Here is a 15,214-nt window from a genome sequence, read left to right as displayed (position 1 = left end):
AGGCGCGCGGCCTGTCGGACTTCGCCGCCGACCCGGCCGGGACGTTCATCTTCCGGTTCGAGCCGGCCAGCGTCGTGCGCCGGCTCAGCCCCGGCTCGAAGCTTCTGGGCACGCCTCTGGTGCCGGTGGTCTACCGGATCGACATGCGCGACCCCAACAGCCTGTTCGTGTCCCAGGCGTTCCGGATGCGCAACCGCGACCTGATCTACGTGTCGAACGCCCCCTTCACCGAGGTCCAGAAGGTCCTCACCGCCTTCAACGGCGTCACCGGACCGGTCGCCTCCGCCGCGACGGCCTACGCCTACGCCAAGTAGGGGCCAGGTCGTCGACAGGACCGCCGCGGAAAAAAATCGCGTTTCGCCGCGTCCTCGCGTATGGGCACTGGGTGCGGGGCGGGATCGAGGCTACGGAGCCGCATCCGCCGTCGCGCCGACGTGTCGCGCAAGGATGCCCAGAAGAGCCCGATGAAGATCGGACGTTTCGTCCCCGCCCACGGGCCGCTCCGGCCCGCGCTGATCGCCCTGAGCCTGTGTCTCGCGCTCCTGCCCGCCACCCAAGCGGTGGCCGACGTGGTGGTCGGCGTCGCGGTTCCGCGGTCTGGTCCCTACGTGGCGGTCGGCGAGCAGGTCCTGCGCGGTGTCGAGGCCGCCGCCCGGGACGCCAACGCCATGGGCGGCCTCGACGGCCAGCCCGTGACCCTCGACGTGCAGGACGATGCCTGCGACTCGAACACCGCCATGGCGGTGGCCAACCACTTCGTCCGGTCGAACGTCCGTCTCGTCGTCGGCCATGTCTGCTCCAACGCCTCGATCGCGGCCTCCGACATCTACGCCCAGAACGGGGTGGTGATGATCACCGCGGCCTCGGTGGCGGCCCGGCTCACCGACCGGGGGCTGCCGAACATCTTCCGGGTCTGCGGCCGCGACGACGACCAGGCGCGCCTGTCCGCCGCCGTGCTGGCCGAGCGGTTCCGCGACCGGAAGATCGCGCTGATCCAGGACCAGACGCCGGCGGCGCGCAGCCTCGCCGCCGCCACCAAGGACAACCTCAACCGCATTGGCGTGAACGAGGCGCTGTTCCTGTCCTTCTCGCCGAGCGACGCCGACGACGCCGCCCTGGTCGACCGCCTCAAGGGCGCGGGGATCGAGGTCGTCTACTACGGCGGCGACGCCGCCGAGATGGGCCGCCTCGTGAAGATCGCGGCGGACCGGGGCTTCCGGCCGCAATGGTTCGGTACCTCGGCCATCGCCACGCCGGACTTCGCAAAGATCGCCGGATCGGCCAGCAACGGCGTGCTGATGACCTTCTACCTCGACCCGAGCCGGCAGCCCGCCGCCGCGGCCGTCGTGAAGGCCTTCAAGGCCGAGGGCGTCGATCCCACGGGCTCGACGATCTACGGGTACGCGGCCATGCAGGCGCTGGTGGCGGCCGGCAACTTCGCCCACTCCACCGAGCCGAGGCCGATCGCGCAGGCCCTGCACACCGAGCGCTTCGATCTCGTGCTCGGCACCGTCGGCTTCGATGCCAAGGGCGACGTCACCGCCCAGGGCTACGTGCTCTACGTGTGGAAGGACGGGAGCTTCACGCCGGCCGGCAAGTGAGGGGCGGACCCCGCACAGGCAACCTCACAAGGTCTCTGCGGCCTCGACCTCCGCGCCGCGCCCGAGGCCGCGCAGCAGCTCTGCCAGATGCGGGCGGACCCGCAATTGCAGGGCGTGCAGCCGCCGCACCGCCGCGCTGAGTTCCCCGTCCCGCCCGAGCATCGCGTCGGCGTAGCCGATCATGCGCGCGTTCGGCCAAGCCGGCTCGCGCAGGGCGTGGAGCCGCTCCACCAGGGCGGCGGCGGACGCGTCCGGCTCGGCCTGCGCGAACAGGGTCAGCAGCGCCGCCGTGGAGCGCGACAGGCCGTAATGGCAGTGGACCAGGAGATGGCCGGCCCCGTCGAGCGCCCGCCCGAAATCCAGGATCGCCGCGACGTGCTCCGGCTCGGGCGGGACGAGACCATCGCCGGGGCCGAGGCAGTCGTGGAACCGGAGGGTCGTGCGGGCGTGGGCGCCGTAGGCGGTGAGGGCCGCGGGCTCCGGCGTGCCGGGATCGAGCAGCGACAGGACGTGGCTCACGCCGCGCGCGCCGTGGCCGGCCAGTTCCTCCAGGCCGCAGACGGTGTGCAGGGTGACGGCGGGCTCGGTTCGCATCCCGGGCGCCTAGCACGGTCACGGTCCGGTTTCGAGGCGCCACGGAACTGCCCGGGCCGCCCGCGGCTTTCGAGAACCGGCACGCACGTGCTACCTGCGACCCCCGATCCGGCCCGGACGGGTCGGACCTGCTCGGACGAGATGCCGTTGGACGAACCTCACCTCGCGCGATCCCCCGCGGCCGGGCCGCGGCGCCGCAGCATGCTGACCGCCGGCCTCGGCGCCGCCGCGGCCCTGACCGGGCCGCTCGCCGCGCCGGCCCGGGCCGAGTCCGCCCCGGAGCTGCGCTGGCGCCTGTCCTCCGCCTACCCGAAGACCCTCGACATCCTGTACGGCGCCCCCGAGGCGCTCAGCCGGATCGTCGCGGAGGCCACCGACGGGCGCTTCCAGATCCAGGTCCAGGGCCCCGGCGAGCCGGTCCCGGCCGAGGGCCTGCTCGACGCCGTGGCCGCCGGCACTGTCGAGATGGGACACGGTCCTGCGACCCTCGGCATGGCCAAGGATCCGACCTTCGCGCTGGCCACCGCGGTGCCCTTCGGCTTCAACGCCCGGGGCGCCGCCGCGTGGTGGCAGGCGGGCGGCGCCGCCGAACTCTTCGCCGAGGTCTTCGCCAAGGCCGGGCTGGTCTGCCTGCCGGGCGGCAACACCGGCGCCCAGATGGGCGGCTGGTTCCGTCGCGAGATCAAGACCCTCGCGGACCTGCAGGGCCTGAAGTTCCGGATCGGCGGCATGGGCGGCCAGGTGCTCGCCAAGTTCGGCGTCCAGCCGCAGGCGGTGCCGGGCCCGGAGATCTACGCGGCCCTGGAGAGCAAGAAGCTCGACGCCGCCGAGTGGATCGGGCCCTACGACGACGAGCGGCTCGGCCTGCAGAAGGTCGCACCGATCTACCATTATCCCGGCTTCTGGGAGGGCGGCGCCCTGCTGCACTTCTGGTTCAACGCCGAGAAGTGGAAGGCGCTGCCGAAATCCTACCAGGGGATCCTCCGGGCCGCGGCGGCCGAGGTCGGCGCCGACGTCCAGGCCAAGTACGACGCCCGCAACCCGCAGGCCCTGCGCCGGCTGGTGGCCGGGGGCGCGCAGCTGCGGCCGTTCCCCCAGGACGTCATGGAGGCCGCCCTCAAGAACGCCAACGACGTCTACGCCGAGATCGCCGCCAAGAACGCCGATTTCCGCCGCGTCTACGAGGCGATGCGGACCTTCCGCAACGAGGAGTACCTCTGGTTCCAGGTGGCAGAGTACACCTACGACAACTTCATGATCCGCGCCCGGGCGCGGGGCTGAGGCGCGCGCCGCCGCGGAAGGCCGGCGCGGCGCCCCGGGGGTGCTTCAAAGATGGGGACGTCGGGGCCGCGCCCGATTGCCACGCGATCGGGAACGGCTCTAGCGTCCGGCACGGCATCGGCGAGGGGAGGGCTGCATGTTCGGGACGCTGCGGGTCGGATTGGCTCTGCTCGGGGCGGCGCTGCCCCTCCAGGCCCTCGCACAGTCGGCCGCCAACTTGTCGGCCCTGCGCGGGCTGGTCCCGGTGGCCCGGCTGCAGACGACGCCCGACGGCAAGGCGGCGCTCGACGCGAACCTGCGGGTCACCGGCGACATCCAGAGCGGCGCGCTGCAGCAGCCGACGCTCCTGCCGTTCCCCGAGCAGCAGCAGCTCGCCCTGCGGGACTGCTTCATCACCGACGGCAACGCCGCCAACCTCGCCGACGGCCTCGGCACCACGCTGGCCCAGGCCTACCACGCCAAGGCGACCTACAGCGACTACAAGACCTTCACCAGCATCGCGCCGGCGGTCGCCAACCTGATCGGCTACACCAACAACGTGACCAAGTCGGATTCGAATTCCGGCAAGTACTTCTTCGCCAATGCCACGACCAACGGCAAGCATTCGGTCTCGGACGAGGCCGCCGCGATCCTGTCGAACGGCGCCGTCACCGACGTGTTCGGCAAGGCCTACGACCGGCCGGCCGGGAGCCCCGGCGCCGACCGCTACGGCAATTCGCGGCCGTTCCAGACCCTGCCACGCCTCCTCTCGTATCGCGGCAAGGACTATTTCGGTGACGCGTCCGACAGCCTCGACTGGCTGCGCGGCCCCTCGCAGGACCTCGTGAACAGCCCGTCCTACCCGAGCGGTCACACCACCTACGGCTACACCGAGTCCATGGTGCTCGCGCTGCTCGTACCCGAGCGCTACCAGCAGATGGTCGCCCGCGCCGCCGAGTACGGCAACGATCGGATCATCGTCGGGGCGCACTACGCCATGGACGTGCTGGGCGGCCGGGCGACCTCGCTGCACGCCCTCGCGCACCTGCTCGCCAACGATCCGGCCTATGTCGGCCAGATCCGGAAGAACCCGGCCGTCCTCGACAAGGCGTCCGCCGAGGCCGACAGGACGGTCGGCGTGACGGATTACCGGGCGCTCCTGACGGAGGCCCGCGCGGCGATGACCGAGGCGCTGAAGGCCGGCTGCGGCGACGCGGTGTCGGCCTGCGCGGCGAAGGATACCGGCCGGTTCAAGGACGCGGCCGCCAACGCGGCCTTCTACGCGGCGACCCAGACCTACGGCCTGCCCGTGGTGCATCCGGACACCGCCGGCCGGCGTGAGGACGTGGGCAAGGTCGCGCCGGAGGCCGGCCACCTGCTGACCGCGGCCTTCCCGGCGCTGACGCTCGACGAGGCCAACGCGATCCTCACCGAGACGCAGGGGCCGGGCGGCGGTTTCCTCGACGACGGCTCGGAATTCGGCGTCTACGCGCGCCTCGACCTCTACACGGCGGGCGGCAAGGCCGCCGCGCTGGCGGCGAGCCGGGCGGGGTCCAGCGCGACGCGCTGACACGCCGTGGCCGAGGGCCTGTCGGATCGCCGGCGGCGCGGATCTCCCAGGGAGGCAGGGCCGCCGGAGAGGTGTCCGTCGCGCTCCGGGCGCCCCGCCTGCGCGGGAAGCGCGCTGCCCCTCACCGCGCCCGTGGAAGGGCCGGACCGGGGCCCGCGCCTGCTCCGGACAGAAAAAAGGCCACTCCCGAAGGAGCGGCCCGAAGTCTAGGGAGGAAACGCCCAAGAAGGGCTGCGGAAGGGCGACGCCATCGCCTTCCCGCGCTGCACAATCTGCGCTCCTCGACGGAAAATTCAAGAGCATCAGGACAGCAGGGCTGTCCTTTCGTGCGCTCGCGCACGCGTCGCTTCCCGCCTGTGTTGAAAATGTCGCAGGCCGTCGAGCGCGATCGAAACCTGCATTGTCGCGGGCGGGACCGATCGATCGCCGTGCAAGTCCCTGATGAGGCGGGGTTTTGGCGGCTGGAGCCGGAGTTCGGCCCGTCGCCTCGACTGCGGCTTTTCATCCGTCTGGTCCGGACGGACGAAAATCCCGCCCGCTCTACCTTCTCCGGCCAAGGTTCCGGCGCGGCGCGCCAAGCAAGGAGCAGGTGAGCATGGCGATCCAGGGCGAACGGATCCGGATCCTCAACGATGTCGAGCCGCGCGAAGACGGCGCCTACGTCCTGTATCTCCTGCAGCAGGCCAACCGGGCGACGTTCAATCCGGCTCTCGAACTCGCCATCGAGGAGGGAAACCGCCTCGATCTGCCGGTCGTCGCCTGCTTCGGCCTGCTGGACGGCGCGAGCGGCTTTCCCGAGGCCAATGCCCGGCACTATGCCTTCCTGCTCCAGGGTCTCGCGGACGCGAAGGCAGGCCTGGAGAAGCGCGGGATCGGCTTCGTCATGCGCAAGTGCTCGCCCGCCGAGATCGCCATCGCCCTCGCCGAGGACGCCGCGCTCCTCGTGCTCGACCGCGGCTACCTCGCGATCCAGAAGGGCTGGTACCGGGAGATCGCCAAGTCGGTGAAGACGCGGATCGTCCAGGTCGAGGGCGACGTCGTCGTGCCGGTCGAGACGGCCTCGCCGAAGCACGAGTACGCCGCCCGGACGCTGAGGCCGAAGCTGAACCGGCTGTGGGACCCGTTCCTCGCGGCGCTGAAACCCCGCCGGGTGAAGCGCGCGGCCGATCGCCTGACGCTGAAGAGCGCGATCGACGTCTCCGATCCGGAGGCGGTGCTCGCTGGGATGACCCTCGACCGGGAGGTCGGCCCGGTGAAGCGCTTCACGGGCGGCGAGACGCAGGCCCGCAAGCGCCTGAAGGCGTTCCTGAAGGACGGGTTCTCGGGCTACGGCGCGGGGCGCAACATGCCGGAGGCGGCCGCCGCCTCGCACATGAGCCCCTACCTGCATTTCGGGCAGATCTCGCCGGTGGAGATCGCCCTGGCGGTGCGGGAGGCCAAGGTCGGCGATGCCGACGACCGCGGCGCCTACTTGGAGGAACTGATCGTCCGGCGCGAGCTCGCCATGAACCACGTCTTCTACACGGAGGGCTACGACGCCTACGACAGGGCCGTGCCGGACTGGGCGCGCAGGACCCTGGCCGAGCACGCGAAGGACGAGCGCCCCCACGCCTACTCGGAGGCGCAACTCGCCGCCGGCGAGACCCACGACCGCTACTGGAATGCCGCGATGCGCGAGATGCGCGAGACCGGCTACATGCACAACCAGCTGCGGATGTACTGGGGCAAGAAGATCCTCGAATGGTCCCCGTCGCCCGAGGAGGGCTTCGCCCGGACGCTCCGCCTGAACAACCGCTACTTCCTCGACGGGCGCGATCCGAACTCCTTCACCAACGTCGCCTGGGTGTACGGCCTGCACGACCGGCCCTGGCAGAAGCGCGAGATCTTCGGCACGGTCCGCTATCAGAGCGAGAACTCGCTCAAGAAGTTCGACGCCAAGGCGTATGTGCGGGCGGTGGAGAAGCTCTGCGCCGCCGAGGGCTGAGGCGGGACGGCCACGCGGACGCTGGGGCGCTTCGGTATCCTCGCAATCGTCGCACGATGACCGGACCGGGCGGCAGCGTATTGCGACGCTTGTCTCCGCAGCGGCTCAGTCGTCTCGCGCGCACAAGTTCGTGAAGAAACGCTTCCACGGCCTCGGATGTTTCGAGCCCACTTCCGGCCCGTCGCGGACGGCCGGACATGATCCGGCGACAACTCGGTCGGACCGGGGTCGGATCATCGCGCTGCTCGAAACTGAACGGAGGACGACGATGCGGATGAAGCTGGCAGGCGCAGCACTCCTCGCGCTCGGAACCTTGGCCGCCACGGCCGGTACGGCGGAGGCTGCCCAGGGCTGCGGCCCGGGCTTCCACCGGGGCTGGTCAGGCTGGTGCAAGCCGAACTGGCGCCCCTACGCGTACCGCCCGGTCTACTACGCCCGACCGGTGGCCTACGGCTGGGGCCGTCCCTGGGGCTGGCACCATCGGTGGGGCTGGCGCCACGCGGGCTGGCATCGCCCCTGGGGCTGGCACCATCACGGCGGCTGGCATCGGGCGGCCTGGCACCACAGGTGGTGATCGGCTGAGCGGCGGGGCCGGCACGCCGGTGCCGGCCCTCGGCCATCCCGCGCAGGGGGCCTTTCCTTGACCATTGCGCTATAGCGTCCGCTCTCACTGCGCGGACGAGGTGCTCTTTCATGGTCGAGAAGCGGGACGAGGTGCGGGACACGACGGATGCTCCGCCCCCGCAACGGTCGCGCTACCGCCGCTCGATCATGCGCCTGCGGTCGGCCTCGATGGAGGCCTATCCGCTCTGGCGCGGGCGGCTGCTCTTCCTCGTGGGCGGCATCGGCGTGGGCCTCGCCGCCGTGCTGATGGCCAAGGGCGCCGACCTCGCGCAGGACGGGTTCCGGCGGCTCACCGCGCCGTCGCCGCTCATCGCCCTGCTGCTGACGCCCGCGGGCTTCGCCCTCGCGGCGCTGCTCGCCCTCACGGTCTTCCCGAACTCGCAGGGCTCGGGCATCCCGCAGGTGATCGCCGCCCGCCACGCCCGGGATACCGGCTTCCGCTACTCCCTGATCTCGCCGCGCGTGGCCTTCGGCAAGGTGCTGGTCCTGTTCCTGGGCCTGTTCTGCGGCGCCTCCGCGGGCCGCGAGGGGCCGACCGTGCAGGTCGGCGCCGCGATCATGGCCGCCTTCGGCCGCCTGACCCCGGAGCGCCTGCCCGGGCTGCTCCTCGCGGGCGGCGCGGCCGGCGTCGCGGCGGCCTTCAACACGCCCCTCGCCGGCATCGTGTTCGGCATCGAGGAGCTGGGACGCGCCTACGAGGCGCGCTCCTCCGGCCTGATCGTGGCCGGTATCGTGGCCGCGGGCCTGACCTCGCTCGGGCTCCTCGGCAACTATACCTATTTCGGGACGACCGACGCCGCCCTGCCGCTGGCGGCCAGCTGGATCGTGCCGCTGATCGCCGTGGTCGGCGGCCTCGCCGGCGGCCTGTTCAGCCGCCTCGTCATCCTGTTCGCCCGCGGCCTGCCGGGCGCGGCCGGACGGATGATCCGGAAGCGGCCCGTGATCTTCGCGGCGGCCTGCGGGCTGTGCGTCGCCCTGTGCGGCCTCGCCTCCGGGGGCGCCGCCTACGGGACTGGCTACGAGGAGGCCAAGGCCATCCTCCACGGCGACGCGACGGCCGGCTGGACCTACGCGCCCCTGAAATTCGCCGCCACCGTGCTCAGCTCGATCAGCGGTATCCCGGGCGGCCTGTTCGCGCCGTCCCTGGCGGTCGGGGCCGGCCTCGGCGGCACGGTCCACGGATTCCTGCCGGGCATGCCCGTCGGCGCCGTCGTGCTGATCGGGATGGTGGCCTACCTGACGGGCGTGCTGCAGGCGCCGATCACCAGCTTCGTCATCGTCACCGAGATGACCCAGAACCACGCGATGGTGATCCCGCTGATGGTCGCGGCGCTCCTGGCCGACGCGGCCTCGAAGGCGATCTGCCGCGGCGGCCTCTACCACACCCTGGCGGAGATCATGCTGGAACGGGCCGACGTGCCGGCGCAGCCCGTGGCGAAGACCGGCTGACCGCGTCCCCGACCGAGCGGCCGGACGCGGGTAAGAATAAAAGCGGACCGGTTCGGAATCCGCGGAACGGTCTCGCTTGGCGTCGGTTGAGGCAGCAGCATCAGGCCCCGCGCCGGGGCGCAGCCGGAGTGACGCCATGACCCTTCTGAAATGGGCCCTCATCTGCTTCGTGATCTCGCTGATCGCCGGCGGTCTCGGCTTCACCGGCATCGCCTCCGGCGCCGGCTCGCTGGCCCGCATCCTGTTCGGCCTGTTCCTGCTCATCGCCATCGTGATCGTGGTCATCGCCTTCGCGGTCGGCCAGGCGGTGTTCTGAGGCCGGCGCGGTGCGCGGCGCGGTCTGCCTCGTCACCGGGGCGACCGGCGGCATCGGCTACGAGACGGCCCTCGGTCTCGCGCGCCTCGGCGCGCGGGTCGCCATCGTCGGCCGGGACAGCGGGAAGCTGCAGGCCTGCGCCGACAGGATCCGCGCCGCGGTGCCCGGCGCCGCCGTGGAGCCGCACCGCGCGGACCTGTCGGCGCAGGCCGAGATCCGCCGGCTCGCCGAGACCCTGCGGGCGGCCTATCCGCGCCTCGACGTGCTGGTGAACAATGCCGGCGCGATCTTCGACCGGCGCACGCTGACCGTCGACGGGATCGAGCGGACCTGGGCGCTCGACCATCTGGGCTACGTGCTCCTGACCCTCGAACTCCTCGACACGCTGAAGGACGCGGCGGCGGCGGGCGGGAAGCCGCGGATCGTCAACGTCGCATCGGCGGCCCATTACCGAGGGCACATCGACTTCGACGACGTCGAGGGCGCCCGGCGCTACCGGGCGATGGGTGCGTATGCCCAGGCCAAGCTCGCCAACGTGCTGTTCACCTACGCGCTCGCCCGGCGCCTGCGCGACAGCGGCATCACGGCGAACGCCGTCCATCCGGGGGTGGTCAATACCGGCTTCGCCAAGAACACCGGCGGCCTGCTCGGCGCGGCCTGGGCGCTGATGCGGCCGTTGCTGATCACGCCCGAGAAGGGCGCGCGGACCTCCCTCCACGTGGCCAGCGACCCGGGCCTGGACGGGGTCACGGGCCGATACTTCTCCCACGGTCGGCCGAAGGTCTCCTCGGCCGAGAGCCGCGACGAGGCCGTCCAGGAGCGGCTCTGGGCGCTGAGCCTCCGGCAGGTGGGCCGGAGCGACTGAGGAAGCCGCCGACGGGGGCGGCCCTCCGGTGCGGCCCTCTTGGGTACGGTCCTTCGGTGCGCGGGCCTCAGGCGGCCGCCCGGACCTTGTGGTCGCCCTGCTGCTGGATCTCGATGAAGACCCGGGTCACGTCGGGGCTGCGCGCCTTCAGCGCCCGGTCGAGGCGCGTGACGAGGCTCTCGACCTCGCCGGCGCTGAGATCGTCGGTCATGTCGATGCTGAGATTGACCAGGATGTCGGACGGGCCGAGGTGCTGGGTCAGCACCTCGTTGACGTGGACCACGCCCGGCTCGCTGCGGACCAGCTCCGCGATCGCCGCTACGACCTCGGGATCGGCCGCCTCGCCGATCAGCAGACCGTGCGTCTCGACCATCAGGAACGCCGCCATGCCGATCAGCACGAGGCCGATGCCGACCGACGCCCAGCCGTCGAGTCTCGGCATCTCCAAGAGGTGGGACAGGGCCACGCCGGCGAGCGCGATCAGGAGGCCGATCAGGGCCGCGGTGTCCTCCGCGAGCACGGTGAACAGGGTCGGATCCTTGCTGCGCCGGATCGCCCGCACGGCGGAGTGCTTGCCCTTCTCGGCCCAGAACTGGCGGATCGCCACGAAGAACGACGTGCCCTCCGCCGCGATGGCGAAGCCCAGGATCGCGACGTTCACCCAGAGGCCGGGCAAGCGGTAGCCGAACAGCTCGGCATCCACGTCCGGCTCGGGATGGCGGACCCGCTCGATCCCCTCGTAGACGGCGAACAGTCCGCCGCCGAGGAAGATCATCAGCGCGACCACGAAGGCGTAGAAGTAGATCTCGCGGCCGTAGCCGAACGGGTGACGGGCGTCGGCCGGGCGCTCGGCCCGCTTCATGCCGACGAGGAGCAGCACTTGGTTCGCCGTGTCGACCACCGAGTGCACGCCCTCGGCGAGCATGGCGGTCGAGCCGGTCAGCGCCCCGCCCACGAACTTCGCCGCCGCGATGGCGAGGTTGGCGCCCGCCGCCGCGTAGATCGCTCCCGTGCTCTCGTGCGCCATCCGGAACTCCCTGCGCGGTCTGGGGGACGCCGGGCTCTCGGACCCCGGCCCGGCGCCGCCGCCGCGGCGATGCAAGCGTTGCGGCGCGCAGGTTGTTCCCGTGTGGACGCGGGCCGGTGCCCCGTGCAACCTGCGGCCGCTCAAGGAGTCCCGGAGGCAGCATGGCCGACGCCCGCTACGATCCCGACAACATCTTCGCCAAGATCCTGCGGGGCGAGATCCCCTGCCACCGCGTCTACGAGGACGCCCAAACCCTGGCCTTCATGGACGTGATGCCCCAGGGCGAGGGCCACACGCTGGTGATCCCGAAGGCGCCGGCCCGGGGCCTGCTCGACGCCGACCCGGACTCGCTCGGCGCCCTGATGGCGAGCGTCCAGAAGGTCGCCCGCGCCGTGAAGGCGGCGTTCCGGGCCGAGGGTCTGACCGTGTTCCAGTTCAACGAGCCGGCCGGCGGCCAGACCGTCTTCCACCTGCACGTCCACGTCATCCCGCGGCGCGAGGGAGTGCCGCTGAAGCGCCACGAGGGCGGGATGGCCGATAACGGGGTCCTCGCCGAGCACGCCGCCCGCATCCGCGCGGCGCTCGAGGCTCAGGCCTGACGGTCAGGCCTTACGATCAGGCCGCGCTCGCCGAGTCGCCCGACTGGGCCATGCTGGCGAGCAGCCGGCGCAGGGCGGCGTTCTCGGTCTCGAGCTCGCTGATGCGCTTCAGCAGCAGGGTCACGGAGGCGTCCGTCGCGGCCGGATCGGGCGAAGCGGGCGCGGTGCCGGCCCGGGCCGGCGCCTCGAAGGTCACGCCGATGCCGTCCTCCCGGCGCCAGCGCAGGGTGGCCCGGTAGGTCCGGTCCTTCTGCGGGATGTAGAGATCGAACGCGTCCGGAAGCGTGGTGGCCTCGCTCATCACGAGGCGCGCGCCGGTGGGCGACATGTCGCGCACCAGGCAGTCGAGGCTCGACGACCCGTTGTTGAAGACGATGCGGCCCTTGAGGAAGACCCTCTGGCGCGCCTCTCTGCGATGCTCCGACATGCGGGCGGCTCCGGACAGCTGACGGTTCCGCGAAACCTGCACGCGAGCCCTTAAGGAATCTTGGTCGCGATCGCCGAGTCGAGGCCCACTATAGGGTTCGATACCGGTAACGTGCTGCCGACAAGGTTCCGGAAGAGCGAGTCCGCGCCCCGGGCCGGTCCGATTTACGCGCGACGACTTCGGATCGTCGTTCCGTAGCCGGATCGGCGACCCGGCAGGACCGCGCCGATCGTCCCGACGCCGGCCTGCTCGCCGTGACGGACGGGGCCCGCTCAGGTGATGAAGCGCCGGTCCACGGTTTGGAACAGGTAGAAGCCGTTGAAGCGCACCGCGGTGTCGGCGGCCCGCCCGTCGAAGTCGAGGGGCTGCCGGCCGCCGTCGCCCAGCTTGCCGCCGAAGGTCCAGCGACCCGCGCCGATGAAGGGCGGGACCGTGCTGGCCTCCGGCACCGCGCAGCAGAGGCCCTCCTCGCCCTTGAGCTGGAACAGGTTGTAGCTTCGCATCCGAAGTCCTCCGCCTGGCCGCCCTCGAAGCCAATTTTCCCAATACAAGATTTCGCATTGCGAAGAATCGGCTTGACCGTGCTCATAATGGCACAATCGGTCGAGTTTGTGACGGTCAAGTTTCAGGGACGTTTCGGTTCAACTCGTCGATCCAGATCCGCGCCGACCCGTCGGAGGGCGCGCGCCAGTCGCCTCGGGGCGACAGGGAGCCCCCCGCGGAGACCTTCGGCCCGTTCGGGAGCGCCGAGCGCTTGAACTGGCTGAAGCCGAAGTAGCGGCTCAGGAACACCCCGAGCCAGCGGCGGATCTCCGGCAGGTCGTAGGCGACCCGCTTGGTCTCCGGGAAGTCGGGCGCCCAGGTGCCGCGCTCCCTGTCGCCCCAGGCGTGCAGCGCCAGGAAGGCGATCTTCGAGGGCCGGAACCCGTACCGGAGCGTGTAGAACAGGTTGAAATCCTGCAGCGCGTAGGGGCCGATCGTCCCCTCGGTGCTCTGCGGGCTGTCGTCCTGGTCGACCGGCACCAGCTCGGGGGAGATCTCGGTGTCGAGGATCGCCTGGAGGGTGCGGGCCTCGTCCGGGCCGACCTCGCCGTTGCCGATCACCCAGCGGATCAGGTGCTGGATCAGCGTCTTGGGCACGCCGGCATTGACCGCGTAGTGGCTCATCTGGTCGCCGACGCCGTAGGTGCACCAGCCGAGCGCCAGCTCCGAGAGGTCGCCGGTGCCGACCACGATGCCGCCGGCGTGGTTGGCGAGCCGGAACAGGTAGTCGGTGCGCAGGCCCGCCTGCACGTTCTCGAAGGTCACGTCGTAGACCGCCTCGCCCTTGGCGAATGGGTGGTCCATGTCGGCGAGCATCTGCTTGGCGGCCGGGCGGATGTCGATCTCGGCGGCTGTGCAGCCCAGCGCCTTCATGAGCGCGTGGGCGTTGGTCTTGGTGGCGTTCGAGGTGGCGAACCCCGGCAGCGTGTAGGCCAGGATGTCCGAGCGCGGGTATCCCAGGCGGTCGAACGCCTTGGCGATCACGATCAGCGCGTGGGTCGAATCGAGGCCGCCCGAGACGCCGATGACGGCCTTGCGGGTGCCGGTGGCCTCCAGGCGCTTGGCGAGGCCGGCGACCTGGATGTTGTAGGCCTCGTAGCAATCCTGCGCGAGGCGCGACGGGTCGGCCGGCACGAACGGGAACCGCTCGATCCGCCGGATCAGGCCGAGATCGGCCTGGGGCGGGTTGAGCCGGAACGGCACCCGGCGATAGGGCAGGGCGCGGCCGCGCGCGTCGTCGTCGAAGCTGCCCGCCTGCAGGCGCTCCTGGGCGATCAGGTCGAGGTCGATGTCGGCCAGCGTCGTCACCGGCTTCTCGGGGAAGCGCTCGCCCTCGGCGAGGCGCACGCCCAGCTCGTCGACGCTGGTCTGGCCGTCCCAGGACAGGTCGGTGGTCGATTCGCCCTGGCCGGCCGCCGCGTAGACGTACGCGCAGGCGCCCCGCATCGAGGCCGCCCGGGACAGGAGCGCCCGCGACTCGGCGCGGCCCACCGTGATCGGGCTGCCCGAGAGGTTCGCCAGCACGGTGGCGCCGGCGAGCGCGGCGCGCATGCCGGGGGGCTCGGGCACCCACAGGTCCTCGCAGATCTCCACCCCGACCACGAGGCCCGGCAGGTCCTCGGCCGGGAACAGTAGGTCGGTGCCGAACGGCGCGTCCTGACCGGCGACCCGGACGGACTCGCCGACGATCCCGGCGCCGGAGGCGAAGTGGCGCTTCTCGTAGAATTCCCGGTAGTTCGGCAGGAAGGTCTTCGGGACGACGCCGAGCAGGCGGCCGCCCTGGATGGCGAGCGCGCAATTGTAGACGCGGTGCCGCCAGCGCAGGGGCGCGCCGACGATCAGCAGCGGCCGGAGACGGGCCGAGTCGGCGATCACGCGGGCGGCCGCGGCCTCGACCGCGTCGAGCAGGGTCTGCTGGAGCAGCAGGTCCTCGATCGCGTAGGCCGAGAGGCCGAGCTCGGTGAAGACCGCCAGCACCGCGCCCGAATCGTGGCAGGTCCGGGCGAGGTCGAGGACGACGTCGGCGTTGCGCTCGGGCTCGGCCGGATGGCTCCGGCCGGTGCAGGCCGCGACCCTGGCGAAGCCGTGGCGGTAGAGGGAGCGGAAGCGCGCCGGCGATTCGGAGGTGGCTGGAGACACGGGCACCTGTCCGGGTGAGGGGTGGCTGCGGGTTACTATAGCGGACGCGGGCGGAGGGCGGCGCGGAGCCTGTTCGCGCCCTGGCCGGTTCCCGACGTCATCGCGAGAGACTGCGCTGCGGCGGATCGGGACGGGGCCCAGATCGCGATTTCCGGTCCATCGGGCGTCGTTACCTCGAGATTCCGCGTTCGAATCGGTCGCCGGTGGCCGTGACGG

Annotated in this window: 14 protein-coding genes and 1 pseudogene; 10 read left to right on the top strand and 5 right to left on the bottom strand. The window is 71.5% G+C overall.

What is annotated here, in order from left to right:
• Positions 1-314: pseudogene (locus tag ACLBX8_RS29620) on the top strand (polysaccharide biosynthesis/export family protein); the annotation flags it as partial.
• Between the two features lie 150 nt (positions 315-464).
• Positions 465-1,601, top strand: coding sequence for a branched-chain amino acid ABC transporter substrate-binding protein (locus ACLBX8_RS29615; RefSeq protein ID WP_026604861.1), 1,137 nt, complete (start codon positions 465-467; stop codon positions 1,599-1,601).
• Between the two features lie 24 nt (positions 1,602-1,625).
• On the opposite strand, the gene ACLBX8_RS29610 is transcribed toward ACLBX8_RS29615, so the two are convergent.
• Positions 1,626-2,195, bottom strand: a complete 570-nt coding sequence (locus ACLBX8_RS29610) for a tyrosine phosphatase family protein (RefSeq protein WP_447701043.1) — start codon at positions 2,193-2,195, stop codon at positions 1,626-1,628.
• A 201-nt stretch (positions 2,196-2,396) separates the two neighbouring features.
• On the opposite strand from ACLBX8_RS29610, the gene ACLBX8_RS29605 reads away from it, so the two are divergent.
• The 7 genes from ACLBX8_RS29605 (at position 2,397) to ACLBX8_RS29575 (ending at position 10,263) form a co-directional block, all read left to right on the top strand.
• The gene (locus ACLBX8_RS29605) at positions 2,397-3,476 is read left to right on the top strand and encodes a TRAP transporter substrate-binding protein (protein WP_447701044.1); all 1,080 of its coding nucleotides are present in this window, start codon (positions 2,397-2,399) and stop codon (positions 3,474-3,476) included.
• A 136-nt stretch (positions 3,477-3,612) separates the two neighbouring features.
• Positions 3,613-5,025 (top strand): phosphatase PAP2 family protein, encoded by a 1,413-nt coding sequence (locus tag ACLBX8_RS29600; RefSeq protein WP_447701042.1) that lies wholly within the window; start codon positions 3,613-3,615, stop codon positions 5,023-5,025.
• Between the two features lie 595 nt (positions 5,026-5,620).
• Positions 5,621-7,009, top strand: a complete 1,389-nt coding sequence (locus ACLBX8_RS29595; protein ID WP_447701041.1) for a deoxyribodipyrimidine photo-lyase — start codon at positions 5,621-5,623, stop codon at positions 7,007-7,009.
• 268 nt (positions 7,010-7,277) lie between these two features.
• The gene (locus ACLBX8_RS29590; protein WP_082557827.1) at positions 7,278-7,583 is read left to right on the top strand and encodes a GCG_CRPN prefix-to-repeats domain-containing protein; all 306 of its coding nucleotides are present in this window, start codon (positions 7,278-7,280) and stop codon (positions 7,581-7,583) included.
• A 119-nt stretch (positions 7,584-7,702) separates the two neighbouring features.
• Positions 7,703-9,082, top strand: a complete 1,380-nt coding sequence (locus tag ACLBX8_RS29585; protein ID WP_447701040.1) for a chloride channel protein — start codon at positions 7,703-7,705, stop codon at positions 9,080-9,082.
• A 136-nt stretch (positions 9,083-9,218) separates the two neighbouring features.
• Complete coding sequence (locus ACLBX8_RS29580) at positions 9,219-9,398, top strand: DUF1328 domain-containing protein (RefSeq protein ID WP_010685332.1); 180 nt, start codon at positions 9,219-9,221, stop codon at positions 9,396-9,398.
• Between the two features lie 10 nt (positions 9,399-9,408).
• A complete protein-coding gene (locus ACLBX8_RS29575) occupies positions 9,409-10,263 on the top strand; it encodes an SDR family oxidoreductase (protein ID WP_447716248.1) in 855 nt (284 codons plus the stop codon).
• 67 nt (positions 10,264-10,330) lie between these two features.
• On the opposite strand, the gene ACLBX8_RS29570 is transcribed toward ACLBX8_RS29575, so the two are convergent.
• Complete coding sequence (locus ACLBX8_RS29570) at positions 10,331-11,290, bottom strand: cation diffusion facilitator family transporter (protein ID WP_447701038.1); 960 nt, start codon at positions 11,288-11,290, stop codon at positions 10,331-10,333.
• A gap of 161 nt (positions 11,291-11,451) precedes the next feature.
• Here ACLBX8_RS29570 and ACLBX8_RS29565 point away from each other — a divergent pair, with 161 nt between their 5' ends.
• The gene (locus ACLBX8_RS29565; protein WP_447701037.1) at positions 11,452-11,889 is read left to right on the top strand and encodes an HIT family protein; all 438 of its coding nucleotides are present in this window, start codon (positions 11,452-11,454) and stop codon (positions 11,887-11,889) included.
• A gap of 16 nt (positions 11,890-11,905) precedes the next feature.
• Here the strand turns inward: ACLBX8_RS29565 and ACLBX8_RS29560 are convergent, their stop codons facing one another.
• From ACLBX8_RS29560 to ACLBX8_RS29550, 3 genes are all read right to left on the bottom strand, one after another.
• Entirely contained in the window at positions 11,906-12,316 is a 411-nt protein-coding gene (locus tag ACLBX8_RS29560; protein ID WP_020092739.1) for a PilZ domain-containing protein, read from the bottom strand.
• 272 nt (positions 12,317-12,588) lie between these two features.
• The gene (locus ACLBX8_RS29555) at positions 12,589-12,819 is read right to left on the bottom strand and encodes a hypothetical protein (RefSeq protein ID WP_447683800.1); all 231 of its coding nucleotides are present in this window, start codon (positions 12,817-12,819) and stop codon (positions 12,589-12,591) included.
• A 115-nt stretch (positions 12,820-12,934) separates the two neighbouring features.
• The gene (locus ACLBX8_RS29550; RefSeq protein WP_447701036.1) at positions 12,935-14,998 is read right to left on the bottom strand and encodes an NAD(+) synthase; all 2,064 of its coding nucleotides are present in this window, start codon (positions 14,996-14,998) and stop codon (positions 12,935-12,937) included.
• Positions 14,999-15,214: the final 216 nt, after the last annotated feature.

This window comes from Methylobacterium sp. D48H (assembly GCF_053345715.1).
Note: the sequence above shows the minus strand (reverse complement) of the source record. Positions and strands in the feature narration are given on the sequence as shown.

Coding starts and splice junctions, on each gene's coding strand:
- ACLBX8_RS29615 (WP_026604861.1), top strand. CDS start 465: ATGAAGATCGGACGTTTCGTCCCCGCCCACGGGCCGCTCCGGCCCGCG.
- ACLBX8_RS29610 (WP_447701043.1), bottom strand. CDS start 2,195: ATGCGAACCGAGCCCGCCGTCACCCTGCACACCGTCTGCGGCCTGGAG.
- ACLBX8_RS29605 (WP_447701044.1), top strand. CDS start 2,397: ATGCTGACCGCCGGCCTCGGCGCCGCCGCGGCCCTGACCGGGCCGCTC.
- ACLBX8_RS29600 (WP_447701042.1), top strand. CDS start 3,613: ATGTTCGGGACGCTGCGGGTCGGATTGGCTCTGCTCGGGGCGGCGCTG.
- ACLBX8_RS29595 (WP_447701041.1), top strand. CDS start 5,621: ATGGCGATCCAGGGCGAACGGATCCGGATCCTCAACGATGTCGAGCCG.
- ACLBX8_RS29590 (WP_082557827.1), top strand. CDS start 7,278: ATGCGGATGAAGCTGGCAGGCGCAGCACTCCTCGCGCTCGGAACCTTG.
- ACLBX8_RS29585 (WP_447701040.1), top strand. CDS start 7,703: ATGGTCGAGAAGCGGGACGAGGTGCGGGACACGACGGATGCTCCGCCC.
- ACLBX8_RS29580 (WP_010685332.1), top strand. CDS start 9,219: ATGACCCTTCTGAAATGGGCCCTCATCTGCTTCGTGATCTCGCTGATC.
- ACLBX8_RS29570 (WP_447701038.1), bottom strand. CDS start 11,290: ATGGCGCACGAGAGCACGGGAGCGATCTACGCGGCGGCGGGCGCCAAC.
- ACLBX8_RS29565 (WP_447701037.1), top strand. CDS start 11,452: ATGGCCGACGCCCGCTACGATCCCGACAACATCTTCGCCAAGATCCTG.
- ACLBX8_RS29560 (WP_020092739.1), bottom strand. CDS start 12,316: ATGTCGGAGCATCGCAGAGAGGCGCGCCAGAGGGTCTTCCTCAAGGGC.
- ACLBX8_RS29555 (WP_447683800.1), bottom strand. CDS start 12,819: ATGCGAAGCTACAACCTGTTCCAGCTCAAGGGCGAGGAGGGCCTCTGC.